The organism is Paenibacillus sp. NPDC058174, assembly GCF_042883865.1.
In the GTDB taxonomy this organism is placed as follows: domain Bacteria; phylum Bacillota; class Bacilli; order Paenibacillales; family Paenibacillaceae; genus Pristimantibacillus.
In genome coordinates this window covers 377,180-401,651 of sequence record NZ_JBHVUY010000001.1, presented here as the reverse complement: position 1 = coordinate 401,651, position 24,472 = coordinate 377,180, and the positions used below count along the sequence as shown (strand labels likewise).

General features: G+C 47.7%; 26 protein-coding genes. 13 read left to right on the top strand and 13 right to left on the bottom strand.

Annotated features, from left to right (window positions below):
• The first annotated feature begins 130 nt into the window (after positions 1-130).
• From ACFVVF_RS01835 to ACFVVF_RS01815, 5 genes are all read left to right on the top strand, one after another.
• Complete coding sequence (locus ACFVVF_RS01835; protein WP_387804862.1) at positions 131-1,369, top strand: MFS transporter; 1,239 nt, start codon at positions 131-133, stop codon at positions 1,367-1,369.
• Between the two features lie 21 nt (positions 1,370-1,390).
• Positions 1,391-3,169, top strand: a complete 1,779-nt coding sequence (locus ACFVVF_RS01830) for an IucA/IucC family protein (RefSeq protein WP_387804860.1) — start codon at positions 1,391-1,393, stop codon at positions 3,167-3,169.
• Between the two features lie 245 nt (positions 3,170-3,414).
• Entirely contained in the window at positions 3,415-3,957 is a 543-nt protein-coding gene (locus ACFVVF_RS01825) for a GNAT family N-acetyltransferase (RefSeq protein WP_387804858.1), read from the top strand.
• Between the two features lie 608 nt (positions 3,958-4,565).
• Positions 4,566-5,015, top strand: a complete 450-nt coding sequence (locus ACFVVF_RS01820; RefSeq protein WP_387804856.1) for a carboxymuconolactone decarboxylase family protein — start codon at positions 4,566-4,568, stop codon at positions 5,013-5,015.
• Between the two features lie 140 nt (positions 5,016-5,155).
• On the top strand, positions 5,156-6,052 hold the full coding sequence (locus tag ACFVVF_RS01815; RefSeq protein ID WP_387804854.1) for a sigma-70 family RNA polymerase sigma factor: 897 nt from the start codon (positions 5,156-5,158) through the stop codon (positions 6,050-6,052).
• A gap of 67 nt (positions 6,053-6,119) precedes the next feature.
• Here the strand turns inward: ACFVVF_RS01815 and gndA are convergent, their stop codons facing one another.
• From gndA to zwf, 4 genes are read right to left on the bottom strand one after another with little or no spacing between them, the layout of a single operon-like run.
• On the bottom strand, positions 6,120-7,535 hold the full coding sequence (gene gndA, locus ACFVVF_RS01810) for an NADP-dependent phosphogluconate dehydrogenase (RefSeq protein WP_387804853.1): 1,416 nt from the start codon (positions 7,533-7,535) through the stop codon (positions 6,120-6,122).
• A gap of 34 nt (positions 7,536-7,569) precedes the next feature.
• The gene (gene fsa, locus ACFVVF_RS01805) at positions 7,570-8,238 is read right to left on the bottom strand and encodes a fructose-6-phosphate aldolase (protein ID WP_387804851.1); all 669 of its coding nucleotides are present in this window, start codon (positions 8,236-8,238) and stop codon (positions 7,570-7,572) included.
• Positions 8,239-8,287: 49 nt separating this feature from the next.
• Positions 8,288-10,279 (bottom strand): transketolase, encoded by a 1,992-nt coding sequence (gene tkt, locus ACFVVF_RS01800; RefSeq protein WP_387804849.1) that lies wholly within the window; start codon positions 10,277-10,279, stop codon positions 8,288-8,290.
• On the bottom strand, positions 10,257-11,783 hold the full coding sequence (zwf, locus tag ACFVVF_RS01795; RefSeq protein WP_387804847.1) for a glucose-6-phosphate dehydrogenase: 1,527 nt from the start codon (positions 11,781-11,783) through the stop codon (positions 10,257-10,259). The genes tkt and zwf overlap by 23 nt, the downstream gene beginning before the upstream one ends.
• Positions 11,784-11,960: 177 nt before the next feature.
• On the opposite strand from zwf, the gene ACFVVF_RS01790 reads away from it, so the two are divergent.
• From ACFVVF_RS01790 to arsC, 4 genes are all read left to right on the top strand, one after another.
• Entirely contained in the window at positions 11,961-12,839 is an 879-nt protein-coding gene (locus tag ACFVVF_RS01790) for a LysR family transcriptional regulator (RefSeq protein WP_387804845.1), read from the top strand.
• Positions 12,840-13,088: 249 nt separating this feature from the next.
• Positions 13,089-13,373, top strand: a complete 285-nt coding sequence (locus tag ACFVVF_RS01785; RefSeq protein ID WP_387808729.1) for an ArsR/SmtB family transcription factor — start codon at positions 13,089-13,091, stop codon at positions 13,371-13,373.
• A gap of 16 nt (positions 13,374-13,389) precedes the next feature.
• Positions 13,390-14,679 (top strand): arsenic transporter, encoded by a 1,290-nt coding sequence (locus tag ACFVVF_RS01780; RefSeq protein WP_387808727.1) that lies wholly within the window; start codon positions 13,390-13,392, stop codon positions 14,677-14,679.
• Positions 14,680-14,703: 24 nt separating this feature from the next.
• Complete coding sequence (gene arsC / locus ACFVVF_RS01775) at positions 14,704-15,138, top strand: arsenate reductase (thioredoxin) (RefSeq protein WP_387804843.1); 435 nt, start codon at positions 14,704-14,706, stop codon at positions 15,136-15,138.
• Here arsC and ACFVVF_RS01770 read toward each other — a convergent pair.
• On the bottom strand, positions 15,129-15,503 hold the full coding sequence (locus ACFVVF_RS01770; protein WP_387804842.1) for a hypothetical protein: 375 nt from the start codon (positions 15,501-15,503) through the stop codon (positions 15,129-15,131). The genes arsC and ACFVVF_RS01770 overlap by 10 nt on opposite strands.
• Before the next feature lie 150 nt (positions 15,504-15,653).
• Between ACFVVF_RS01770 and ACFVVF_RS01765 the strand changes: the two genes are divergently transcribed.
• Positions 15,654-16,463, top strand: coding sequence for an SDR family NAD(P)-dependent oxidoreductase (locus tag ACFVVF_RS01765; protein WP_387804840.1), 810 nt, complete (start codon positions 15,654-15,656; stop codon positions 16,461-16,463).
• A 96-nt stretch (positions 16,464-16,559) separates the two neighbouring features.
• Here the strand turns inward: ACFVVF_RS01765 and ACFVVF_RS01760 are convergent, their stop codons facing one another.
• The 5 genes from ACFVVF_RS01760 to ACFVVF_RS01740 all read right to left on the bottom strand — a co-directional run bounded on the left by ACFVVF_RS01760 (position 16,560) and on the right by ACFVVF_RS01740 (position 20,740).
• Positions 16,560-17,042 (bottom strand): hypothetical protein, encoded by a 483-nt coding sequence (locus ACFVVF_RS01760; protein WP_387804838.1) that lies wholly within the window; start codon positions 17,040-17,042, stop codon positions 16,560-16,562.
• Positions 17,043-17,297: 255 nt separating this feature from the next.
• Positions 17,298-17,711, bottom strand: a complete 414-nt coding sequence (locus tag ACFVVF_RS01755; protein WP_387804837.1) for a MerR family transcriptional regulator — start codon at positions 17,709-17,711, stop codon at positions 17,298-17,300.
• Positions 17,712-18,015: 304 nt separating this feature from the next.
• Positions 18,016-19,341, bottom strand: a complete 1,326-nt coding sequence (locus ACFVVF_RS01750; protein WP_387804835.1) for an LLM class flavin-dependent oxidoreductase — start codon at positions 19,339-19,341, stop codon at positions 18,016-18,018.
• Positions 19,331-19,894, bottom strand: a complete 564-nt coding sequence (locus tag ACFVVF_RS01745) for a GNAT family N-acetyltransferase (RefSeq protein WP_387804833.1) — start codon at positions 19,892-19,894, stop codon at positions 19,331-19,333. Before ACFVVF_RS01745 ends, ACFVVF_RS01750 begins: the two co-directional genes overlap by 11 nt.
• A 219-nt stretch (positions 19,895-20,113) precedes the next feature.
• Positions 20,114-20,740, bottom strand: coding sequence for a TetR/AcrR family transcriptional regulator (locus tag ACFVVF_RS01740; protein ID WP_387804831.1), 627 nt, complete (start codon positions 20,738-20,740; stop codon positions 20,114-20,116).
• 178 nt (positions 20,741-20,918) lie between these two features.
• Here ACFVVF_RS01740 and msrA point away from each other — a divergent pair, with 178 nt between their 5' ends.
• Together msrA and ACFVVF_RS01730 are read left to right on the top strand one after the other, a co-directional pair.
• The gene (gene msrA / locus ACFVVF_RS01735; RefSeq protein ID WP_387808724.1) at positions 20,919-21,437 is read left to right on the top strand and encodes a peptide-methionine (S)-S-oxide reductase MsrA; all 519 of its coding nucleotides are present in this window, start codon (positions 20,919-20,921) and stop codon (positions 21,435-21,437) included.
• A gap of 111 nt (positions 21,438-21,548) precedes the next feature.
• On the top strand, positions 21,549-21,806 hold the full coding sequence (locus ACFVVF_RS01730) for a hypothetical protein (protein WP_387804829.1): 258 nt from the start codon (positions 21,549-21,551) through the stop codon (positions 21,804-21,806).
• Positions 21,807-21,926: 120 nt separating this feature from the next.
• Here the strand turns inward: ACFVVF_RS01730 and ACFVVF_RS01725 are convergent, their stop codons facing one another.
• On the bottom strand, positions 21,927-22,727 hold the full coding sequence (locus tag ACFVVF_RS01725) for an SDR family oxidoreductase (protein ID WP_387804827.1): 801 nt from the start codon (positions 22,725-22,727) through the stop codon (positions 21,927-21,929).
• A 14-nt stretch (positions 22,728-22,741) separates the two neighbouring features.
• Positions 22,742-23,077 (bottom strand): YybH family protein, encoded by a 336-nt coding sequence (locus tag ACFVVF_RS01720; protein ID WP_387804825.1) that lies wholly within the window; start codon positions 23,075-23,077, stop codon positions 22,742-22,744.
• Positions 23,078-23,188: 111 nt separating this feature from the next.
• On the opposite strand from ACFVVF_RS01720, the gene ACFVVF_RS01715 reads away from it, so the two are divergent.
• A complete protein-coding gene (locus ACFVVF_RS01715; RefSeq protein WP_387804824.1) occupies positions 23,189-24,064 on the top strand; it encodes a LysR family transcriptional regulator in 876 nt (291 codons plus the stop codon).
• Between the two features lie 50 nt (positions 24,065-24,114).
• Here ACFVVF_RS01715 and ACFVVF_RS01710 read toward each other — a convergent pair whose 3' ends face one another.
• On the bottom strand, positions 24,115-24,462 hold the full coding sequence (locus ACFVVF_RS01710) for a hypothetical protein (protein WP_387804822.1): 348 nt from the start codon (positions 24,460-24,462) through the stop codon (positions 24,115-24,117).
• Positions 24,463-24,472: the final 10 nt, after the last annotated feature.

Sequence of the window (24,472 nt, the reverse complement as noted above, 5' to 3'; positions counted from 1 at the left end):
AACCCCCATCTTCTTCCTGTCAAGATATTTTTTTTATGGGTTATTTTTCATTTTTTCTAATTGACAATGATTATTATTGTTGATAATCTGTATCACGCAATCGCATTCCATTTGGTCAAAGGCAGGTGACATGACGATCACACTACAAACAGCCTGGCGCAAAAATGCTCGTATTTTGTGGGGAGGCCGATTTTTAACGAGTATGGGACTAACGGGAATCAGCCCCTTCATCCCCTTCTACTTGGAGAATATGAATGCCGGAACGACGGCGGATGTCCTGCTCTGGACCGGACTCTCCCTCTCTGCCCCAGCGGTGTCTTACGCTTTGCTCACCCCTTTCTGGGGAAAGCTCGGCGATCGCTGGAGCCGAAAATGGATGGTCGTCCGCGCCTTGCTCGGTCTGGCTTTGAGCATGTTCCTAATGGCCGTTGCGCAGACCCCATTTCAGTTTTTTCTATTCCGGCTTTGCCAAGGCGCCTTCGGCGGCATCTCAGACGCCAGCAGCGCTTTTGTCGGAACCCATGCTCCCCATCAAGAACAAGGCGTCGCACTGGGCCGGCTGGAACGGGCATCAGCCCTAGGTCTGCTTGCGGGACCTCTGCTTGGCAGTCTATGCGTCAGCACTTGGGGCAGCCGTCCTTTGCTGTTTATTACAGCAGGATTGACGGGATTGCTTGGTGTGCTCGCTGCGACTATTTTGACGGATAAAGACGAGAAGACTACGGCAGCTGCAAGGGCAGCCAAAGGCACCGGCGTTCTGCCAGCCTTTCTTTCTCTTGTCCGGCAGCCGCTCGTAAGGCGATTTATCGCCGCAGGCATGCTGTTCAAGCTGGTCGATTTCTCCATATTCGCTATCTTCACACCGTTTATCAGAGAGCTGTTCCACTCACCCGCCAGCAGCGCAACGATTGTCGGATTGCTGCTGGCTGTGTCATCCTTAGGCGAACTCGTCGGAGCTCCCTTGTGGGGCAGACGGAATGACCGGAACCGGCTAGAGCGAAATCTGATCTTTGCCGGTATCCTTTGCGCCCTATGCTTGGCGGCGCAGACCATACCGCTAGGCATCGTATGGCTGCTTATCATTCGTTTTCTGCAAGGATTTTTCTACAGCGCACTTTTGCAGACCGTCATGCTTGCTGTACTCCGCTCCTCCTCCAATTCCGACCGGGGAGTCCGGGTCGGCGCAACGAACAGCCTGCTCATGATCGGCCAAATTTCCGGGCCAACCATTGGTCTGTATTTGGGAGCTCAGCTGGGGATGTCCTCGGTCTTCTTCGTCATGTGCGGTGTCATGATCATAGCTTCGTTGCTGTTCTTGCAGCTTCCCGTCCATGCACGAAGGTCGAAAATTCAGCTGTCATCCGAATGACCATTTGAAAGGAGTCTCGCTATGCAATTAAAAGCCAAGCTTGATCCATCCTCTCCGGCTGTGAATGCTATCCTCAGGTCGCAGCAAGAAAGCCTCAGCCGGCTGTTAAACACGTATCTTCGGGAAAGCGGGCAGCATTTTCCGGGCTACAGCAGCTCTGTACGGCCTGAACTTAACCTCAAAATTGCACTTCCGCATTTGCAAAAGTCGATTTATGGGTCGTTGCGGCATCATTCCGCAGGCGGGCATCATGTATTTGGGGATTCGTTTTTTACCGAGGAGCATCCGCACGCAGAAGAAATTAGCTTCGAAGCGCTTATCGCGCTGCTGCTGGAGGAAGTATCGTTCGCAGAGCAAGATCCGGGTTCGCGGGAGCTGAAAAAGCTGGAGCTGCAGACGCTTCTGCTGAACAGCACGCGGCGGATGGAAGACTATTTCCGGCATGCTGGCCAGCAGCCCCTGCCTGTTCTAGATTTCCGCACCTGTGAGCAATCGCTGTTAAGCGGGCACCCGTTCCATCCGACGCCCAAAAGTCTGGAAGGCTTTGACGTGCCGGACAGCAGAGCCTATTCTCCCGAGTACGGGACTGCGTTCAAGCTTCATGGCTTTGCCGTATCGCAAGACTGTGTCGTTGAGGATTGGCTCGCGGATTCTTCCAGCAGAGCGGACGCGGATTGGATTCCCGAGCAGATGAAAGCCGCTGCGAGGAGCAAACTCCCGGATATATATGGAGATTACGCCATCCTTCCTTGTCATCCGTGGCAAGCGAACTATTTGCTTTCCTTGAAATCCGTGCAGCAGCTGCTCCATAGCGGACAACTCGTAGATTTGGGTTTGACCGGACCGGAGGTTTATCCTACCTCCTCGGTGCGAACCGTCTGGAGTCCCGAACAACGCAGCTTCTTCAAGCTGTCGCTCCATATCCGGATTACGAATTTCATTCGCGAGAACAACTACGAGCAGCTGCGGCGAACTCTGGATGCGGCTAGAGTCGTTCAAGCTGTACGGGAGCGGTATACGAATGAGCAGTTTCAGCTGCTGCTGGAGGAAGGTTACCGTACGGTTAGCCCTCCAGACGCATTGCTGCATAAGCATGATGAAGATTTAACGGCCAGCTTCTCTATGATTGTGAGGGAAGCGCCGGAAGCGTGCAGTTCCTCCGTGCATCCCCCTTATGTACTCGCTTCACTGCTAGAGGTGCGTCCAGGCGAAGAAGAGCCGCTGCTGTTCCGGGCTGTCCGTGAAGGGCTGCCGGAAGGATCACCGGATTGGCTCGCATGGCTGCGGCAATATTTGCAATTGTCGATGCTGCCGATTGTTCGTCTTTATACCGAAACCGGGATCAGCCTGGAGGCTCACGTTCAGAATGCGATGGTGAGCTTGGATAAAGGGATGCCCGCCGTCTTTTATGTCCGGGATCTAGAGGGTATTAGCGTGAAAGAAGCAATCGCACGGGGTGAGAATTGGATTCCTCATCTTATTGGGGAGGACAGTCCTGTCCTGTATAGCGAGGCGGAATCCCGCCATCGTCTGAAGTATTATTTTTTCGTCAATCATCTTTGCCATCTGATTCAGCGGCTCGCCTGCTATTCCGGGCAATCCGAACTGCCTTTCTGGCACGAGGTGAAGCTCTCGCTGGAGCAGATGAAACGGGAATCTAACCATTCTGCTATGCATAACCTGCTGGACGACTTGTTGAACAGCGACGTTCTTCCGGCCAAAGCGAATCTGCTCAGCCGGTTCCATAAGCGTGGAGAGACGCCGCTCTATGTCTATATTCCCAATCCTATTAAAAGCTAAAGCTGATATACCAATCAAAAAGAGGCCTCCTCGGAGCAATGTCATTTATGCGAGCTTTTAACTTAATGACATTGCTTCCTGGAAACCTCTTTTTTGAGCATGGCTATTATAAATACTGTCTTTCGCCCGTTTCTGCTGCTTTCGCTACCTGCGGGTCATGCACTATTTATAATACAAATGAAATATAGTAATATTACGCTATTAATGGTAGAATATATAAATATTTGATTCACGAGGGGGCTGCCATGTTAATTGAAACCGATAGATTACTATTAAGGGAGTTTATCCCCTCCGATTTGGATGCTGTACATAAATACGCATCCAATCCAGTTGTTGTGAAGCACATGCTGTGGGGACCGAACACTGTCGACGATAGCCAAAGCTACTTGAATATGGTGATCGGCATGCAGGAACAGACACCTCGCCAAGGCTTTGAATTAGCTGTTATTCTAAAAGAAAGCGAACAATTGATCGGCGGCAGCGGCATTCATATCTGCAGCCCGGCAATCGGTGAACTAGGTTACTGCTTCCATGAGCTTCACTGGGGACACGGCTATGCCTCTGAAGCCGCCCGCGCCCTGCTCTCTTTCGGCTTCGGTGAGCTTAATCTTCACCGGATCTTCGCAACCTGCCGTCCGGACAATATCGGATCCGCCAAAGTGATGCAAAAAATAGGCATGCGCTATGAAGGCCATCTTAGGGAGCATATGTGGCACAATAAAGACAATAGATGGGTGGATTCGCATCAGTATTCAATTTTGGAACAAGACTATAAACAGCCTTTTTGAGGCGTTGATTCATTCATAACCTCGCCTTGCTGCGCTTTCATATTAAGCAATACGCATAACAATACCACATTTAGTACAGTTGTCCCTCAAGCTGTCGAGAAAATCTCGGCAGCTTTATTGCGCTGTAATCCCCCTCTGGCTGCACCCAAAACGAATCAAAATGTAAAAGTGCATGTTGTAAGCCATGAAATCGGCGATTTTTCGCCTCAAAATGCAAATGTGCAGTTTGATTAGCCTAAATCAGAGCTATGGAGCGAAAACGGGCGATTTCAAATGTACTTTTACATTTTGAGCAGGATTTTGGGGCATTTGACGCCCATCAGCCTGCACTTTTGCATTTTGTTTTATAAATGAAGCACTACGGGAATAACCCAAAGAGCCGCTACAACATCTCAATCGCAATGCGCAATCGCAGCTGCCCCATTTGAAGTATACAGAAACACGCACATGAAGTCCGGCAGCTTCTCGCCCCTCAAGACACTCCAAGGATGGTACCCCATTTAATCACTGTCATCATTTTTATGAAATCCTCAATTCCTCTGTCACAAAAACATCCGCTGAATTGTCTTAGATAACGTTAAGACATTACAACACTTGGAGGAATCGATATGAACTTACGAATGCATGCACACAAAGCGAATCCGGCTGCCTATCAGACGATGATGAAGCTAGAAGAGACGATCAAGCAAATGAACGGCGATCCGATTCTGTTTGAGCTAGTGAAAATTAGAGCCTCCCAAATAAACGGCTGTGCGTTCTGCGTAGATATGCACACGAAGGACTTGCGCAAACTAGGAGAAAGCGAAGAGCGGATGAACCTGATTGTCGTATGGCGCGAAACACCATTGTTTACAGAGAAAGAACGCGCAGCATTGGCCTTGACCGAAGCCGTTACGCAAATTTCCAAAGACGGCGTGCCGCAGGAGCTTTATGACGAAGTGCGCAAGCACTTCAACGAAACTGAATTTATTTCGCTTATTATGGCGATTAATGTTATCAACAGCTGGAATCGCATCGCAATCTCTACGGGTATGTTCCCCGGCTGCTACGACAAATAATACGTTTGCGGCCAAATAAAGCCACTCCTGCGGTCCATGTCAATAAGTGTACTTTCACTTAAAGACATGGGCCTACGGGTGGCTTTCTTGTCTATATATTGATAGGATGAATGTATCTTACAACGGAGGTTGATATGCCCGTGACGTCGAATGAAATGACGCTGGAAGTTGAACAGCTGTACCGGGATTACAAACCGCTGCTTACTTCCATTGCTTACAAAATGCTCGGTTCGATGGCGGAAGCTGAGGATGCGGTTCAAGACGTGTTCGTTACGATCAGCAAGCATGGCGCCGATACGATCTCGCATCCGAAAGCCTATCTCGTGAAGCTGGTTACGAATCGCGTCCTCAACGTCATGAAGGCTGCTCCGCGCAAAAGGGAAAGCTACCCCGGAGAGTGGCTTCCAGAGCCCGTTATTGAGCTTGGCTGGGAGGATGCCCCGCTTGAGCGGGTCATCCAGCATGAGCAGCTAGGCTATGCCCTGCTCGTCCTGCTGCAAACCTGTACGCCACCGGAGCGCGCCGTATTCGTTCTGCGCGAATCATTCGGCTATGATTATTCCGATATTGCCGCCATGCTGGATAAGTCCGAAGCCGCCTGCCGGAAAATATTTAGCCGGGCATCTGCGAAAATCGGCCAGTCTCAGTATAGAGACAAGCTCGCATTGAACGATTCCATGGAAAAATTCGTTCAATCCTTTTCCCAAGCGATCGATAGCGGACGATTCGAGCCGTTTATCCATTTGCTCACCGACGATGCTGTCCTGCTGAGCGATGGCGGAGGTGTCGTTCGTGCGGCAATCAATCCGATCGAAGGACGCCAGCGGATTGCTGCCTTCCTTACTGGTATCGCGGGAAAAGGCTCGCTCTCCGGAGAGTGGCTTCCTGCTTCGGTTAGCGGCCAACGCGGGCTCCTTCTTAGCCGGGAAGGATTGCCGCCGCTCGTTCTCGTACTGGAGCCGGATGCTGAGCTCACTTCCATTCGCAGCATCTATTTGATCTCCAATCCGAATAAGCTTACCCGTATTACTCCATGAATGAACGCAAAAAAGGAGCAGTCTGCACATGCAGCTGCTCCTTTCGTCTATCCATTATAAAGCTGTATTAGGCTTGATCCATCCATTGAAAATGGAAGCTGCCTTCACGATCGAGACGCTGGAACGTATGGGCCCCGAAGTAATCGCGCTGTGCTTGCAGCAGGTTAGCAGGCAATCTCTCCGTGCGATAGCTGTCGTAGTACGCCAGCGCGGAAGCAAATGCAGGGACTGGAATGCCGCGGGTAACGGCAACGGAAATGACGTTTCTCCATGCATCCTGATATTGCTGCACAATACCGCCGAAGTAATCGTCCAGGAACAGGTTTTTCAGTTGTGGATCGCGATCATAGGCGTCTTTAATATTTTGCAGGAAACCGGCACGGATAATACATCCGCCGCGGAAAATCATCGCGATGCTGCCGTAGTTCAAATTCCAGTTGTACGCGTCCGAAGCAGCACGCATTTGTGCAAAGCCTTGCGCGTAGGAAGCGATTTTGCTGGCGAAGAGTGCTTTGCGAACCGACTCGATGAAGGCTTGCTTGTCACCATCATAGCCGGCTGCTGCAGGTCCGCTCAGCTTCTTGCTGGCTGCTGCCCGCTCTTCTTTCATTGCCGAGATAAACCGCGCGAATACGGACTCCGTAATAATCGACAGCGGCACGCCCAGATCGAGGGCGCTTTGGCTCGTCCATTTGCCCGTTCCTTTTTGTCCAGCGGAATCAAGAATGACATCAACCATTGGTTTGCCGGTCTCCGGATCGGTTTTCGAGAAAATATCGGCTGTAATCTCGATCAGATAGCTGTCCAGCTCGCCGTTATTCCATTCAGTGAAAATCGAATGCAGCTCTTCCGTGCTTACATTCAGCACATCCTTCAGCAAATGATAAGCCTCGCCAATCAGCTGCATATCACCGTACTCGATGCCGTTGTGCACCATTTTCACATAGTGTCCGGCTCCGCCTTCACCGATATAAGTGGAACAAGCATCGCCGTTCACTTTTGCCGAAATCGCAGTTAGAATCGGCTCGACCAGTTCATAAGCACTTCTTTGACCGCCTGGCATAATCGCCGGCCCCTTCAAAGCGCCCTCTTCGCCGCCCGATACGCCTGCGCCGATGAAGCGGAAGCCTTTGGCCGACAGCTCTTCATTTCTGCGCTGCGTATCCGGGAAGTAAGCATTGCCGCCGTCGATCAGAATATCGCCTTCGCTGAGGTGAGGAACAAGCTGGTTGATCGTGTCATCCGTCGCTTGACCGGCTTTAACCATAATGAGAATTTTACGCGGCGTTTCGAGGGATTGAACGAACTCTTCCACGCTGTATGCGCCGATAAAGTTTTTACCCTTCGCTTCCTCCAGCAGCTCATTCGTTTTCTCAGGTGAACGATTGTAAAGCGCGACAGAGAAGCCTTTGCTCTCGATATTCAATGCGAGGTTTTTGCCCATGACGGCCAAGCCTACCACACCAATTTGTTGTTTTGCCATTGTGAAATCCTCCCTTTCTATTGGACCTTTATGATTAGTTCTGAGCTGTTTTTTTCCAATCGGCAGCGAATTTCTCCAGACCTTGATCAGTCAGCGGATGCTTGGAGATTTGCTCAATGACAGCGAAAGGAATCGTCGCAATATGAGCGCCTGCCAGCGCCACGCGGGTTACGTGATCCGGGTGACGGACAGAAGCGGCAATAATCTGTGCATCCAGCTTATGAGTACGGAACAATTCCGCAACCTTCACGATCAATTGAACGCCATCCTCCGAAATGTCGTCCAGACGGCCAAGAAACGGTGAAACGTAAGTGGCGCCAGCGCGGGCAGCCAACAATGCCTGATTGACTGTGAAAATTAGCGTAACGTTCGTCTTCACGCCTTTTTTCGTCAAGTAACGGCAAGCTTCAAGACCAGCGAGCGTCATTGGCAGTTTGATCGTAATATTTTTATCGTAATTATTAATCTTAATGAGTTCATTCGCTTGAGCGATCATCTCTTCAGCCGTAATCGCATCAGGCGTTACTTCAGCGGAAACCGACTCGACTTCAGGTACTTCTTTCAAAATCTCCTCAATGCGGTCCTCGAACTTCACGCCTTCCTTGGCTACCAGAGAAGGGTTGGTCGTCACGCCGGACAATACGCCAATTTTATAAGCCTTTTTAATATCTTCCACATTTGCGGTATCGATAAAAAATTTCATGATTCATTACCTCCGTTTATTGGTTGATATAAATAATTGCTTTGTTTAATTACACCAGTTCTTTAGCCAGACGCACTACATTTTCAGTGGAGAATCCGAAGTAATCCAACACTTGGTTGCCCGGACCGGAAGCGCCAAACGTATCGATTGACAGCACTTTGCCGGATGGCCCCGTATAACGGTCCCAGCCAAGCGAGATGCCGGCTTCAATCGCAATCCGCTTCGTTACGGAATTAGGAAGTACACTTTGCTTGTAGGCATCGTCTTGACGATCAAACCGTTCACGGCTTGGCATCGCCACGACACGCACCGAGAGATTTTCTTGCTCCAGTACGGCTTTGGCACTCACCGCAAGCGATACTTCCGAGCCCGTGCCAATCAGAATGAGATCAGGCTTATCATTCGTTTCGGTCAAAATATAAGCGCCTTTGGCAACCGCATCGACATTGCCTTTCGTTTCTTCATAGATAGGCAGGTTCTGTCTGCTGAGCACCAGTGCGACCGGACCTTCCTTCTGCTGCAGTGCATACGCCCATGCGCTTGCTGTTTCATTGGCATCGGTTGGACGAATAACTGTCAGTCCCGGAATCGTGCGAAGCGCAGCCAGATGCTCGACCGGCTCATGCGTAGGCCCATCTTCACCTACCGCGATGGAATCATGCGTAAAGACGTAAGTGACAGGCAGTTTTTGCAGCGCAGCCAGACGGATCGACGGGCGTAAATAGTCGCTGAATACGAAAAATGTACTAACGAATGGTTTGACGCCGCCATGCAGCGCCATGCCGTTGCCGGCTGCACCCATCGCATGCTCGCGAACGCCGAAGTAAACATTTCGTCCAGAATAGGATTCCACTGCAAAGGTTGACTCGCCTTTAATATCCGTCATTGTGGAATGAGACAGATCGGCGCTGCCTCCAAAAATCGAAGGAACGGTTTTCACATAATGGTTAATCGCATCACCGCTGGCAACACGAGTAGAAATGGATTTGGAGCTATCGAAGGTAAGAATGTCCGCAGCATCGATCGATACAGTACCGTCAATGACCTGCTTGAACTCCTCGCCCTGCGCCGGATATTGCGCCGCATAAGCAGCCAGCAAACCATTCCACTCTTCCTCTTTCGCTGCGCCATTTTGCTTTAGCTGCTCGAAATGCGCTTTTACCTCATCCGGTACGTAAAACTCTTCTTCATAGTTCCAGCCGTATACTTCCTTCGTTGCTTTCGCTTCTTCCTTGCCCAGCGGATTGCCATGCACCTTGTTCGTGCCTGCCGCTTTGCTTCCGTAACCAATTATCGTACGAACCTCGATGAGTGTCGGCTGCGAATCATGCTGCTTGGCTGCTGCAATGGCTTTGGCGATTTGCGCCACATCATTGCCGTCTTCAACCCGCAAGTAGTGCCAATTCGCTGATTCCGCCCGCTTCTGAATATTTTCGCCAAAGGAAAGGTTCAGATCGCCATCCAGCGAAATATCGTTGGAATCATAAAGCACGACCAGTTTGCCCAGCTTCATATGTCCCGCCATCGACATCGCCTCGTACGAAATACCTTCCATCAAGCAGCCGTCTCCGACTAAAGCGTACGTATAGTGATCGACAACCGGGAATCCATCCTGATTGTATTTAGAAGCCAAATGAGCTTCCGCCATTGCCATACCGACTGCCATTGCAAGTCCTTGGCCCAGCGGCCCTGTGGTTGCATCCACGCCATCGGTATGACCGTATTCAGGATGTCCAGGCGTCTTGCTGTTCAGCTTGCGGAATTGCTTCAGATCATCAAGCGATACCTGATAGCCTGACAAGTGCAGCAGGCTGTACAACAGCGCTGATCCGTGTCCTGCGGATAAAACGAAACGATCGCGGTTAAACCAAGTGGAGTGGCCCGGATTATGGTTCAAAATTTGGGACCAAAGCGCATACGCCATCGGCGCAGCTCCCATCGGCAAGCCCGGATGACCGGAGTTGGCCGCGTTGATGGAGTCGATTGACAACGTACGAATCGTATCGATCGCTAATTGATCAATGGTTTGTGTTGTAGGCATATTGTTCTCCTTCTTTCTGTTGAATTTGAGCTTCAGATTTATCATCGAACCACCAATGGTAGCCGTCCGCTGCAAGCAGCGCATCGGCTTCGGCAGGTCCGTAAGAACCAGCTTCGTAAGGACGAAGAGGAACTAAGTTCTCCTCGAAGGCTTCCAGAACCGGCTGTACCCATTGCCAAGCGAGCTCAACCTCATCCCAATGCGCGAAGAACGTTGGATCCCCGTGCAACGCATCGAAAATAAGATTTTCATATGCTTCCGGAGCATCCTCCTGCCCTGCAAGCAGATTGATTTGAACCGGCTTGAACTGTCCTTTATGCTTCGCGTCCTTCGTATTGATTTGCAGCGTAATGCCCTCGTTAGGACCAATTTCGAAGATGAGAAGGTTCGGAACTGTTCCTTTTTTGTTCTCGGAAGAAGGATGCTGCAGCGGCTCTTTGAATTCAATGACGATTCGTGTCGTCTTATCCTTCATTCGTTTGCCGGTCCGGATATAGAAAGGAACGCCGCGCCAGAAGAAATCATCAATTTGCAGTCTCGCTGCAATAAACGTATCATTCATCGAGCCCGCTTCAATTCCAGGTTCCGATGTATAGCCGGCAACCGGTTTGCCATTAATGCTGCCTGCCGTATACTGGCCGCGAACGACACTGGCTGCGACATCTTGCTTTTGCAGCGTCTCCACTGCTTCCATCACCATTTTCTTCTTAAAGCGAACTTTCTCGGAGGTGCTGATATGCGGCAGTTGAACGGCAAGCACCATCAGCAATTGCAGCATATGATTCTGGAACATATCCCGGACAGCTCCGGATTGATCGTAATAACCCGCACGTTCCTCGACACCAACCGTCTCACTCGCCGTAATCTGTACATTAGCAATGTAACGGTTGCTCCATAGCGCTTGAATAACCGGATTTTCCTGCTGCAAAGCCTCAAGGCGCTGCACCATTGGCTTGCCGAGATAATGGTCGATACGGAACACTTCTTCTTCGGCAAAGGATTTGCTTAGCTTCTCATTCAACTCGCGGGCAGATTGCAGATCATGACCGAATGGCTTCTCGATCACGAGACGCTTCCAGCCGTCTGCGGAACCAAGACCGCTTTGCTGAATCCGTTCGGCGATCGTCTCGAAAAACTCGGGGCCAACTGACAAATAGAACAAGCGGTTTGGCGCTGCCTGAAGCTCTGCTTCCCTTTGCTCGATTCGGTGAAGCAGCTTCTGATAATCGTCCACATGCCCGATATCCAGCACGTTGTAGCGGAATGCGCTCAAGAACCGTTTTACTAACAGCTCATCGCCCGGTTCGCGTCTGGAGAAGTCTCGAAGCGATTGCTCGATGTTCGCTTGAAACGACTCATCAGTCAGCGCTCTCCTGCCTAGACCAAACAAGGTAAAGGATTGCGGGAGTTTTCCATCGAGAAATAAGTTATATAGAGCAGGGTAAATTTTTCGTTTCGCTAAATCCCCTGTTGCACCAAACAGTACAAAAGTAGTTGCTTCCATGTTCAATCTCCTTCCAGCAGAGCGGTTCTAAATTTATTACAGGACTGCGACGGTTGATCATGCGACCATCTGCCTGTCATTCTGCAAGCTCTGGTTTCTTTTTCGTAATTCCACTATAATACGTTTATAAGCTATACAAGTAATTAATATATTTCACAGGAGCTATAGACCACGTCTATGAACAACAATTACGAGCTATACAAAGTTTTTTATTGGGCAGCGAAAACGGGCAGCTTAACACAAGCGGCCAAAGCGCTGTATCTCACTCAGCCAAGCGTCAGCCATGCGATCAAGCAGCTTGAAGAAAGCTTCGGCATCACGTTGTTCTACCGCAATTCCAAAGGTGTTGCGCTCACGCAGGAAGGTGTCGTCCTCTACTCTTATATTGAGAAATCGCAAATTCTTATCTCACTGGCTGAAGAGAAAATGGCCGCGCTAAAAAATCTGGACAGCGGCGAGCTGCGCATCGGCGGCAGTGATTCCTTGTTCAAGCATTATTTGCTGCCATATTTAGAAGAATTCCATCAAAAGTATCCCGGCATCAAGCTGCATCTCAACCACGGAACAACGCCGGAAATTATCGCTTTTCTAAAAGAAGGCCGAATCGACTTGGGTGTCGTCCGGATGCCAATCGTCGACTCCCAGCTTGAAGTGCGCGAAAGCATTCAACTGCAGGACTGCTTTGTAGCAGGCGCCCGTTATGCCGAGCTTAAAGATACAGTGTTGTCGTTGGATTCGCTGCTGGAGCATCCGGTTATTCTGTTCTCCCGGAACAGCCGGGCTAGAATGGCGATTACAGAGCTGTTTCAAAGCTATGGCTACACATTGAAGCCTGAGATTGAGGTAGGAAGCGTGGATCTGCTTATTGAATTTGCCCGCAGAGGACTTGGCATTTCCTATGTAACGAGGGAATTTGTCTCGAAGGAGCTGGAGGAAGGCTCGCTCTTTGAGATCCATCTAGACGTGCCTTTGCCTCCCTCCCATGTCGGGATCATGATTATGCGCAATATGCCGCTTACGAATGCAGCAAGCAAGTTCATTGAGCTAGTTCGCTAATTGCCGATGATCGGAACAGCAGAGCGGTATGGTCGGCTGACTTGCAATCAAAGGAGCACCTCACACGGTAAGGTGCTCCTTTGATTGCAAGTCAGCCAAATTTCCTGTTTGATTTACGTTTATTATATAATTAAATACTAATATAATTATTTACTTATATACAGAGCGGGTGTATGATAGTCTCATAAATCAAAATTATTTGATGGAGGTGATAGATTGAACCCATCTGTTGAGCTATTGGCCGAGACGATGAAGCTGCTTGCCGACCAGACTAGACTGACGATCATTGCGCTGCTGAAAGAAAAGGAAATGTGTGTACGCGATATCGTAGATCTATTGGAAACGACGCAGCCGAACGTAAGCCAGCATTTAAGAAAGCTGAAAACAGGCGGCCTAGTGAAGGAAACGAGAAAAAGCCAGTGGATTTATTATGCTTTGAATGTTGCAGATAAGCCTTACTTAAACAGCCTATTGGAAGAGCTTCCTTCCATGAAAGATAAGCTTGGCAAGCTTAACCCGGATTGCTGCAAATAAACAACAGGAGGAAATCATGCTCGCCGCTTCGCTTATCTTTATTCCTACACTTATTCTTGTCATCTGGCAGCCCAAACGGTTAAACATCGGCTACTCAGCGATGGGCGGTGCGATTATTGCCCTGCTGCTTGGCGTCGTCAGCCTCCAGGACGTCTTGGATGTTACCGGTATCGTCTGGAATGCGACGCTAGCTTTTGTCGCAATCATCCTTATCTCTTTAATATTGGATGAAATCGGATTTTTCGAGTGGGCCGCCCTGCATACTGCCCGTTTCGCAAAGGGCAACGGTTATCGGATGTTTGGCTGCGTTGTACTGCTGGGTGCTGTAGTATCCGCCTTTTTCGCCAATGATGGCGCCGCTTTAATCCTAACGCCAATCGTTCTTGCGATGGTCCGGGCATTGAAATTTGATGCACGAATGATTTTACCGTTTATTATGGCAAGCGGATTTATATCCGATACGGCTTCCCTGCCGTTTGTCATCAGCAATCTGGTCAACATCGTCTCCGCCGACTTCTTCGGAATTGGATTTGCCGAATATGCAGGCAGGATGATCATCCCCAACTTATTTTCCGTCGGAGCCAGCTTGCTTGTGCTGTTTGTTGTTTTTCGCAAAAAAATTCCTAGACATTATGATGTCCACTCGCTTAAGCAGCCAATCGAAGCCATTAAGGACGTTCGTTTGTTCAAGCTGTCATGGATCATTCTAGGAGCCTTGCTTGTTGCTTATCTCTGCAGCGAGTTCCTCCGTGTACCCGTATCGATCGTTGCAGGAATCGCTGCCCTCATTTTCATCCTTGCCGCCAGGAAAAGCTCTGTTATTCATACGCGGACAATTATTAAAGACGCGCCTTGGTCTGTCGTTATTTTTTCCATCGGCATGTATGTTGTCGTCTACGGATTAAGAAATGCCGGACTTACCGACCAGTTAAGCGGGGTATTTCAGTGGACTGCAGATCAAGGCTTGTTCGTAGCAGCTATGGGTACCGGCTTCATTGCCGCTATTCTCTCCTCTGTCATGAATAACTTGCCTACTGTCATGATTGACGCATTAGCGATTCACAGCACTAATACGAGCGGTGTCATTAGAGAGGCTCTCATTTATGCCAACGTTATCGGTTCTGATCTAGGCCCAAAAATTACGCCAATCGGATCACTCGCTACACTGCTATGGCTGCATGTTTTAGCTAAAAAGGATGTAAAGATCGGCTGGGGCTATTATTTCAAAGTGGGAGTCGTTCTAACGGTTCCCGTACTGTTCATCACGTTATTCGGACTCTATATATGGTTATCCATCATTCATTGAGATCGTTAAAGGAGACAAGCTGAAATGGAAAAGAAACTCATATATTTCTTATGTACAGGCAACTCATGCCGCAGTCAAATGGCAGATGGTTTCTTGAAGAAGCTTGGCGGGGAGCGCTTTGCGGTGGAAAGCGCAGGTCTGGAAGCGCATGGCTTAAACCCGAGAGCAGTACAAGTCATGCAAGAAGCAGGTGTCGATATTAGCAGTCATGCTTCCAATGTAATTGACCCTGCTATTTTGAACCGTGCGGATTATGTCATTACATTATGCGGGCATGCTGATGAGCATTGTCCTGTCATCCAGAGCCCCAACGTGATCAAGCAGCATTGGGGCTTCGAGGATCCGGCTCAAGCTACCGGTACAGAAGAAGAAATTATGGCAAAGTTCCGCAACGTTCGGGATGCGATTAAAGCCCGTATTCAGCAATTTATTAAGCTGGAGCATGAAACTCAAGAATGATCGTACCAGGCTCTCGTCTCCGCTTTATATAACCGCCACAATACAAGAATCGGCAAAATAACGCCCAGCAGAAACCCGATATTATGCCAGACGAAATATTCGATCAAGCGCAACACGACCATAATCCAGGCAAGTGCAACGGCATAATTTCGCCGGCTTGCCTCGGGCTGGCTTAACCGGTAAGCTACCCAAGCGGCTGCGATGCCAAAAATTATCATAACCGCTGCCAGCACTGCTTTCATCGTTTCAACATTGCCTATAGCGTATATTCCATTGACTATATTTACAATGGCGCCAAGGTACAGCAGTAGTTGCGTGATCAAGACTGCCGCCGGTTTCTGGGCCTGTGCTAGGTCATTTGACATGATTGGCGCTCCTCTTTCTTTTCCCCTGATTAATTGTTGTTTAGATTCCCCCATCCTGATCGAAATTAAAATAACATTTGACTTAAAGTTCACTTTAAGTCGTATCATCTCCTTGAGCAATGCTCCATCCACTATCGGGAGGTAATATACATGAAAAAAACAGTTCTAATTACAGGGACATCCACTGGCTTTGGTAAAGAATTAGCGTTACAGTTCGCCGAGCGCGGCTGGAATGTAATTGCTACTATGCGTAATATTTCGAAGGTCATCCCCGAATTCGACAAATACAACAATATTAAAGTGATGGCTCTAGACGTTACAAATGAGGCGATGATTGCACAGGTTGTTGAAGACGTCACTCAGCAATACGGCCGTATCGATGTCCTTCTTAACAATGCAGGATACTGTCAGATGGGAACTGTTGAGGAGGTGTCGATCTCTCAGGTAAAAGACCAATTCGACACGAATGTTTTTGGAGTAATCCGTACGATGCAAGCTGTTCTTCCGCAAATGAGACAGCATCGCTCTGGACACATCATCAACATCTCATCCATGGGAGGCGTTCAAAGCTTGCCAACCATCCCCGTCTATTGCAGCTCCAAAGCTGCGCTGGAGAACTTGAGTGACGGCCTTGCCGGCGAGGTCAAGCAGCTGGGCATAGACGTTACACTTGTCGAGCCTGCAGGCTTCCATACTGGCTTCCAAGGAAATACGCAAGAAATTACAAGTACGATTCCAGACTATCAAGCCAGCTATGATTGGATGAATGAGCTTGCACAGACGGCTCCATTCGGCAATGTCCAGAAAGCCATGTCAGCCGTTGCCGATATTGCCGGCACAGACAATCCGCCAAGACGGCTGGCACTCGGCAGTATGGGACTGGTTATGGCTCGTACGCAGCTGAGCTCCATGCTTGAAGAATACGACAAGTGGGAGCATGTTACAGCAAGCGCTGACTAACTTATATTTGACCATAGAGAAAACCGCCTTTGTGAAAAGGCGGTTTTCCCTGTAACAAATGACGAATTTGTTTAATTATCCGGAAATGCATTAATCTTAAAGTGATGCTTGCCACTGCTTTACTTTTTGTTGAAGTTTATCATGTAAATTAGCGGAATTTTTTATGTCTTTCCAAATTTGATTTTGGTACTTTTTTGAGAACATTGATTTTATTGATTTGCTATTCTCTTCGCCATCTTTTGGTTCTTTATAACTGGTAACGGTGTAAGTGCCTTCAACCTGTTTCAACACGACAACGGCAGGAAGGGAATGTCCGTTTACAATATTTTCACTATTTTTATTGAAGCCCCCGTAAAGAGAGTACATATATACACTTATTTCGTCTCCTGTTTTTGTAGAACCGTACACCTTATGGACTTCAAATGACTTATCAGCACTTGAATATACACCTTTGTAATGATTAATAATATAATTAGAGATGGCTTCATTAGCCGATTCATCTAACTCTACATTTTCAGCTATAGAAGAACAGCTTGTCAGAAGTAAAATAGAGAATATAAGAATTAGAATCTGTTTCATCTTTAAAAGAAACATCCTTTCACATGAAATGTGAGTAGTGTTGTGTCCAACCTTCCCAAAGTTTTAACAAGAATAAGCTGAAAGCAGCATCCTGAATTCATGTCGTATTCCTTACTGTCTATATAACGAATCCAAGAAAAACAATGTTGCAAATATTTGGCGTTAATACCAGTAAACAAATATTCAATATATAACCTTATAAAAAGAGAGGAATGGCACCTTCAGCCATTCCTCCCTTTTTAATAGAAGATAAATTTAGTTTTTCACGCAATCCGGTTCCATATAAATGCCCTTTTCCGTCGTTGTCCGTTCTCTTTCAATGTCATCATACATGTTTATTTTATAGTTAATCGCCGCAAACGCTTGATCCAGCTCGATTTGCTTTTTCTGCAGCTCCTTTTGATGCTCCCTCAGAATCGCTTTCCGTTGGGGAATCGTCTCATCCCCTTCTAACGCTAAATCTACAATCTTTTTCAAGTCGACAACCTTCATTCCAGTTGCCCGGAAACAAGTCAACAGCCTGATCCAGTCCAAGTCGGATTGTACAAAAAAGCGATTACCCTGCTCATCTCTTTGAATAAACGGCAGCAAGCCCTCCTTCTCATAGTAACGAATCGTATGAGCGGGACAGCCTAGACGCTCAGCGGCTTCACCTATCGATATTTTCATGTCATCATCTCCAATGCCAGATCTGATTCTTGTTATAAATATGACCCTCAGAGGGACTCATACCCGATAATCCCCCAGTTTTTCGCACGTTTAAAAAGTACACCTTCTATTATATCACCATACTGTGCAATAAGCCCGTGAGGCACTAAACAACCAATAAGAATCTCTGCATATAAAAAAGAAAAAGCCTGATTTCTCAAGCTTTTTCTATCTTCTTACGTATGCAGCTACAGCTTAGGGGCAGCAGCCATTCCAATATATTGTGTACGGTATAAGTGCATTATAGTTTTGATATAGTAAAAACTCAATTGTTAACGGTTCTATTCTCTTTAGCATAACGATTCTCCGGAACCTTCAACCCAAGATTCCCTCGAAGCGTAGAGCTTTCATATTCCGTTCGGAATAGACCTCGTTCCTGCAGAACCGGAACCACTTCATTCAAGAAATCGTCTAGTCCAAACGGTCCGAATTGCACCAGCATAAAGCCGTCCGCAGCTCCCGCTTCAAACCACTCCTGCATCTTATCGGCCACTTGCTCCGCTGTCCCCATAAACGGACTTCGCGGCGTTGCCGCTTCCAGAGCAAGCTGGCGAAGCGTCTTCCCGCTTAACAGATCAGCTGTAAAGTTTTTGAATGTCCCTTGCTGGTCTGGTATGAAATCTATCAGATTCAGCGCAGGTTCATCCAGCGGATACTGCGTTAGATCATGATGGTTAAAGAAGCGGCTTGTATAGTTGAGAGCATGTTCGATCGTTACCAGACTCGCAATAGACTGATACTTCTGCTCCGCCTCTTCAGCGGTTTTCCCTACTACAGGTGAGATGTTAGGGAATACAAGAATATCATCTGCTGACCGGCTAAAAGTAACAGCTCTTCTCCGCAAATCTTCCCTAAATGCAACACCTTCTTCCAGCGTCTGTGGAATGGCATAGATTGCATCCGCTACTTGCGCTGCAAAATTTCGGCCAGTCTCTGACAGTCCAGCTTGGAAAATAACAGGCTGTCCTTGAGGTGAACGATCAATGTTAAGCGGACCTTTGACGGAGAAATATTTCCCTTTATGATTAAGCGCATGCATCTTCGCTGGATCAAAGAAAACACCAGATTGCTTGTCCCTCACAAAAGCATCATCTTCCCATGAATCCCACAGTCCCTTGGTTACTTCCAAATACTCGGTTGCCAGCTCATATTTCGCATCATGTTCGACGCTTTTCCCATTATAATTATTCGCTGCTTCATCAAGCAGTCCGGATGTAACGACGTTCCATCCGGCTCTGCCGCCGCTAATTTTATCAAGCGTTGCGAACTGGCGTGCAACTGTAAAGGGTTCGCTGTATGTCGAGGATAATGTCCCCACTAGGCCAATATTAGAAGTTACTGCCGCTAGAGCACTCAATAGTGAGACAGGTTCAAACCGGTTTAAAAAATGCGGCATCGACTGCTCTGTAATATACAAACCGTCCGCGATAAAAATAACGTCGAGCAGAGCAGCCTCAGCCTTCTGTGCCCACTGCTTATACAGCTCAAAATTGACGCTAGCATCGGCCTGAGAATCGGGATGCCTCCATTCCGACATGCTTCCTCCAGCTCCGCGCAAATTGACGGCAAGCTTGATTTTTCTACGACTCATCTGATCGTCCTCCTTCAATTGATACTGACAAATCAAGCCGATATCCTTCGATCGAATAAGCACCCTGCCGGATGTCATGATCACTTGAACGTATGAATCCAAGCCGTTCATAAAGCTTTACCGCTGATGGATTGCTTTCCGCAGAAGTGTGAAGATACAGGCTGCTTGCTCCAGCGAGTAATGCTCTATTGGCACTTTCTTGAATAAGCCGTGTCGCAATTCCTTTCCTTTGCCACCCCGGCAATACCGCTAATCTTCGCAAGATTGGCGCCGCAATAGCCTCGTTATAGCCATCGTATGCCCCGGCAGAGCTGTGAAACACCTCTGCTGTCCCAACAATCTGACCGTCCAGTTCTGCAACAATACGCTCCTGTGGACCAGGTTCAGCATATAAAAGCAAGGATTGCTTGAGCAGTTCACTCGTATCCGGGTGCAGTGAATCATACTCAGCCCAAGCACTCAGCAATACTTGAATGACGGATTCATAGTCATCCGCAGCCGCATCCCGAATTCGGATAGCATGTTCCGAACCCGAATCATTAGATAAACTCATCAATTGCCCACCTCATTCGTTCATATAATTTACTTTTCGCATAGAAATACAAGGTTTTATTCCACTAATTGACCGATCGTTCAATCTGTAATTAATTATATGAAGTCTCCCTCGCCGCTGTCAAATTTATTTTTTAACAAGGCACGGATAAGCACATTGCAAAAAGCCCCGTAAGCCTTGTACAATCGAGGTTCCCGCGGGGCTTCATATTTTGCTGGCTTATTGACGAAGAAACAGCTTCAGCGCATTCTCAACAGCAGCCTCGTCGAAAAGCCCTTCATTTCTTACATTTTCCATAAACATGCCATTAACGATAGAGGAATAATGAATCGCAAGCTGGTAGGCCGGCCCTGCAATGAGTTGTCCGCTCGTTTGTCCCTGCTCAATTAATTGAGCTATCGTACGTCTGTTGAAGTCATACGCTTTATTCACATTGCTCTTATACGGCTCAGGCAGCTGGTCAAAGCTTAAAAATTGCATAGAAAAAGCCAAATTAAACTGCATCCCAATCCCTTCATCCCCAGCCAGCTTAGAGACACGCCGAATGACTACATCTTTGGCCACTTTACATAGTCTGTCCCACGGACTTCCTTCCATCACATGCAAGAGATCATGCGCGTCCTTTTCCGAGATGCCTAATATATCAACCGCCAAAATGCTGTATAACTCTTCTTTAGATTCAAAATAGTTATAAATGAGACCTTTGCTCATCCCTGCCGCTTTAGCGATTTCGCTTATTGTCGTAGCTTGATGTCCATTGGCCACAAAAAGCGGCAGCGCGGATTTCAAAATATGTTTTTTCTTATCCTCGCGAAACTGAATATCTTTTTCATGATTTCTTGGCATCACAAATCTCCCTTACTTGCATTCCATTCCTTTCATTATACATTGTTATCTCGTTAATTTTTACTACGAATCAGAAATCGCAATGCTGTCAGGGGAAGATAGACTTCTCGCTCATGGCCTATTATAATTAGTAACTACATGTGCAACTTTACTGATCGAGAAATGGGGAATTGAAATGATACAAAAAGCAACATTTGCTGGCGGATGCTTCTGGTGCATGGTAACTCCTTTCGAAGAACAACCCGGCATTCACGGCATTATTTCCGGTTATATGGGCGGAGAGCTCGAAAATCCGACTTACGAGCAAGTACTGACGGGAGAAACCGGACATTTGGAAGTCGTACAAATTACGTTTGACTCCTCGATCTTCCCTTACGAGAAGCTGCTCGAGCTCTACTGGCCGCAAATCGACCCAACCGATGCCGAAGGTCAAGGCAATGATCGTAAAAGCCAATACCGCACCGCCATCTTTTACCATAATGAGGAACAGCTCCAGCTTGCTATCCAGTCCAAAGAAGCTTTGGGACAAAGCGGCCGTTTCGATAAACCTATCGCAACTTTAATTCGTGAAGCCGAAGTTTTCTACCCTGCGGAAGAGTATCATCAGAACTATCACCGCAAAAATCCGGAGTTCTATAAGGAATCCCGAATTTATTCCGGCCGTGACGTTATTATTGAGAAATACTGGAGCAAATAATCCAATCAGGCTCTACAAATAGACGAATGCCTCCGAGATAAATACCCAGTCATAGACGAATATCGTGACATAACTTAAAGAGTACTCAAAACTCAGGAGGTGCTTTAATCAATGTCCGGATTTGGTGGTACTCATAATGTTGGAATCATTTTGGTTCTGTTTATTTTATTAGTGATTATCGCTTGCAGCTGCGGATTCTTCGGCGGCTACGGCAACAATGTTGGCGGCATCGGTACCGGCGGTTACGGTAACAATGTCGGCGGCATCGGTACCGGCGGTTATGGCAACAATGTCGGCGGTGTAGGCACTGGCGGTTACGGCAACAATGTTGGCGGCGTCGGTACCGGCGGCTACGGTAAAAGCTACTAAGAGATAACCTCCACACCATTTGCCTGTAAAAGATATATCCAAATACGCAAAAGGCCCATCGAGATGGGCCTTTTGTTTGTTATTGCCTGTTATTTTCTATTTGAACAGCAGGATGTTAAGTTAAATCGTCGGAATCGTTCCCCCATCGATGACAAATTCACTTCCGGTAATTGCAGATGCCCGATCGGACACGAGAAAAGCGGCTAATTCAGCAACCTCTTCCGGTAATCCCGGACGGCCAAGCGGTATGCCGCCAAGTGAATTCATCAATTGCTGCAGTGCACTCTCTCTGCTGCCGGTTGAAGTTGCAATACGATCAATCATAGCATCTGCTGCCTCTGTCTGAATAAAGCCTGGAGAAAGCGAGTTTACACGAATGCCTTGAGGTGAAAATTCATTGGACAAGCCTTTGCTGTAATTAGCAAGGGCAGCTTTTGCAGCCGCATAAGCAAGCGTCGTCTCGTATAACGGGAGCTTGCGTTGAATGGAAGTAAAGTGAAGAATAGCCCCTGCTCCTCCCTTTAGCATAAGAGGAATTAGTCCATGATCCAGCCGGACGGCAGACAGCAAATTCCAATTCAGCGCTTGCAGCCAATCCTCATCCGACAAAGCGAGCGCGCCTCCTGGAGGTGTGGATGAACCCCCAACGCAATGAATGACAATATCGATGCTTCCCCACTCATCCTTAACAGCTTGAATGATTGTATCGGCACCCTCTCTTGTTGCCAGATCAGACTGAATGAACAATACCGATTCCAGTATATCCGAAGACAAGGACCTTGCCGCAGTCATGACGGTGGCACCGCCTTTCACAAGCTTGTTGACAACTGCTTGTCCCATACCTTTGGTGCCGCCGGTTACGAGCACCTTTTTACCTTCAAATTCGGAAGTATTTATATATGAATGATGGATTTGATTCATGTGAGCTTGTCTCCTTACGTTTCTGAAATGTTTAATTGTTTGATTAGATTGTTCTCCAATCTAAAGGAAAAATTAAAAAAATAAGGACAATTCGGGTAATCTCCGTTAATTTCAACCCCTAGACTTGGCTCTTCACCTTCAAGAATAGAGTCTAGAATCGTCAAGCTTACCCGTGAACCGATAAACTCGCCATCGCTCCATTTTCTAATCGCCGCTTTCCCTTCAAAAACCCGATTATCGTCGATCAGAACTGCATCATCGGCAAAAGCGGCGAGCATCGCATCCGTTTGATGCGAATTGCTGGCTAGCACAAAACTGGAAATAGCCTGAGGCCATTTATTTGACAACATGACTTGATCTCTCCTTTCTTACGTTGAATTTTACACGCACAGTTCTGATATGTATAATTGATTAAAATTATAAAAACAATGAATAATATTCATATAAAGAAGGTGCACATAATGGAACTCACACAATTGGAATATTTTCTTGCGGTTGCAAGGCTGCAGCATATGACCCGCGCCTCTGAATCCCTTCGCATCACCCAGCCTGCATTAAGCCATGCTATCTCTAAGCTCGAGACCGAAATCGGCGTTCCCTTATTCGACCGTAATGGCCGCAATATCAAACTGAATCGGTATGGCACGATGTTCTCCAAATGGATCGTGCAGGCTTTGCAAAATATTGAGAATGGCTTGCAGGAAATTGAAGAATGGTCCAATCCCGAGACTGGCGTCATTTCGCTAGCCTATCTCAATATTCTCGGCGTCGATTTGATCCCAAATCTCGTAAAATCTTATCAGTCGAGTAATCCCAAAGCACGATTTGAACTAATGCAAGGAAATATCGGCGATATTAATGAACAGCTGGAGCAAGGCTTCGCGGATATTATGATCACCTCGAAGGAATCGGTAAACGACGATCAGACGTGGATTTGCATAAAACGAATGCCGCTGTACATTGTCGTATCTGCTGACCATCCCTACTCTAGCCGCAGTTCTCTTAGGATGATGGAGCTTTCAGGAGAGCCCTTTATCGGATTGAAAAATAACTGCGGATTGAAAGCAACCATCCTATCCCGCTTTCAAGAAACCGGATTTCATTTGGCTTCGACTTATGATGCAGAAGACTTGATCACAGTCGCTGGATTTATTAAAGCCGGACTAGGCGTATCTGTTCTGCCACGAACGTTAGGGTTAATGCTCGATGATCTCGTATGGGTTCCAATCTCCGATGAAGGCTGGAATTGGGAAATCGGGATAAAATGGCGCAGGGACGGATTTGTCTCCCCGGCAGCCAAACGGTTTATGGCGTTTGTATCCTCATGTACACTTTAGTCGGCCGCTGCCACTCTTGATAGATTGCAGACTATATCGGCTGCCTTTATTTATTTCTGCTTCACTAGCAGCACGCCAATGACGATTATAACGATGCCCAGCCACGTTTTCCAATTCGGGAGCTCCTTCATGAAGAGATAGCCCATTGCCAATGAAATCAGAATTTCGAGGCACTTCGCCGCTACCAGTATATAGCTCAACTGACCCGATGCTTTGTAGCCGAATCGAATTCCGTAACCGATGCAAATGTTCGCGATCAGGAAAAGCGGCAGCATCAGCAGTTGGAACTTAACGGTGGTCCAAAAATGCGGGTCGATATGCTTGCTTTGATACGACAGGATAATATTAATGATGGACAATCCGCCGAGCAGCAGCCCCGCACTCGTTACGTATGACATAGCATCCTCC

What these genes read in the sequence shown, in the direction of transcription:
- ACFVVF_RS01820 (WP_387804856.1), top strand. Translation starts at nt 4,566, where the DNA reads ATGAACTTACGAATGCATGCACACAAAGCGAATCCGGCTGCCTATCAG.
- ACFVVF_RS01760 (WP_387804838.1), bottom strand. Translation starts at nt 17,042, where the DNA reads ATGAAACAGATTCTAATTCTTATATTCTCTATTTTACTTCTGACAAGC.
- ACFVVF_RS01765 (WP_387804840.1), top strand. Translation starts at nt 15,654, where the DNA reads ATGAAAAAAACAGTTCTAATTACAGGGACATCCACTGGCTTTGGTAAA.
- ACFVVF_RS01715 (WP_387804824.1), top strand. Translation starts at nt 23,189, where the DNA reads ATGGAACTCACACAATTGGAATATTTTCTTGCGGTTGCAAGGCTGCAG.
- ACFVVF_RS01770 (WP_387804842.1), bottom strand. Translation starts at nt 15,503, where the DNA reads ATGTCAAATGACCTAGCACAGGCCCAGAAACCGGCGGCAGTCTTGATC.
- ACFVVF_RS01835 (WP_387804862.1), top strand. Translation starts at nt 131, where the DNA reads ATGACGATCACACTACAAACAGCCTGGCGCAAAAATGCTCGTATTTTG.
- tkt (WP_387804849.1), bottom strand. Translation starts at nt 10,279, where the DNA reads ATGCCTACAACACAAACCATTGATCAATTAGCGATCGATACGATTCGT.
- ACFVVF_RS01720 (WP_387804825.1), bottom strand. Translation starts at nt 23,077, where the DNA reads ATGTTGTCAAATAAATGGCCTCAGGCTATTTCCAGTTTTGTGCTAGCC.
- gndA (WP_387804853.1), bottom strand. Translation starts at nt 7,535, where the DNA reads ATGGCAAAACAACAAATTGGTGTGGTAGGCTTGGCCGTCATGGGCAAA.
- ACFVVF_RS01780 (WP_387808727.1), top strand. Translation starts at nt 13,390, where the DNA reads ATGCTCGCCGCTTCGCTTATCTTTATTCCTACACTTATTCTTGTCATC.
- fsa (WP_387804851.1), bottom strand. Translation starts at nt 8,238, where the DNA reads ATGAAATTTTTTATCGATACCGCAAATGTGGAAGATATTAAAAAGGCT.
- ACFVVF_RS01750 (WP_387804835.1), bottom strand. Translation starts at nt 19,341, where the DNA reads ATGAGTCGTAGAAAAATCAAGCTTGCCGTCAATTTGCGCGGAGCTGGA.
- ACFVVF_RS01785 (WP_387808729.1), top strand. Translation starts at nt 13,089, where the DNA reads ATGAAGCTGCTTGCCGACCAGACTAGACTGACGATCATTGCGCTGCTG.
- ACFVVF_RS01740 (WP_387804831.1), bottom strand. Translation starts at nt 20,740, where the DNA reads ATGCCAAGAAATCATGAAAAAGATATTCAGTTTCGCGAGGATAAGAAA.
- ACFVVF_RS01730 (WP_387804829.1), top strand. Translation starts at nt 21,549, where the DNA reads ATGTCCGGATTTGGTGGTACTCATAATGTTGGAATCATTTTGGTTCTG.
- arsC (WP_387804843.1), top strand. Translation starts at nt 14,704, where the DNA reads ATGGAAAAGAAACTCATATATTTCTTATGTACAGGCAACTCATGCCGC.
- ACFVVF_RS01710 (WP_387804822.1), bottom strand. Translation starts at nt 24,462, where the DNA reads ATGTCATACGTAACGAGTGCGGGGCTGCTGCTCGGCGGATTGTCCATC.
- ACFVVF_RS01830 (WP_387804860.1), top strand. Translation starts at nt 1,391, where the DNA reads ATGCAATTAAAAGCCAAGCTTGATCCATCCTCTCCGGCTGTGAATGCT.
- ACFVVF_RS01725 (WP_387804827.1), bottom strand. Translation starts at nt 22,727, where the DNA reads ATGAATCAAATCCATCATTCATATATAAATACTTCCGAATTTGAAGGT.
- ACFVVF_RS01745 (WP_387804833.1), bottom strand. Translation starts at nt 19,894, where the DNA reads ATGAGTTTATCTAATGATTCGGGTTCGGAACATGCTATCCGAATTCGG.
- zwf (WP_387804847.1), bottom strand. Translation starts at nt 11,783, where the DNA reads ATGGAAGCAACTACTTTTGTACTGTTTGGTGCAACAGGGGATTTAGCG.
- ACFVVF_RS01790 (WP_387804845.1), top strand. Translation starts at nt 11,961, where the DNA reads ATGAACAACAATTACGAGCTATACAAAGTTTTTTATTGGGCAGCGAAA.
- ACFVVF_RS01755 (WP_387804837.1), bottom strand. Translation starts at nt 17,711, where the DNA reads ATGAAAATATCGATAGGTGAAGCCGCTGAGCGTCTAGGCTGTCCCGCT.
- ACFVVF_RS01825 (WP_387804858.1), top strand. Translation starts at nt 3,415, where the DNA reads ATGTTAATTGAAACCGATAGATTACTATTAAGGGAGTTTATCCCCTCC.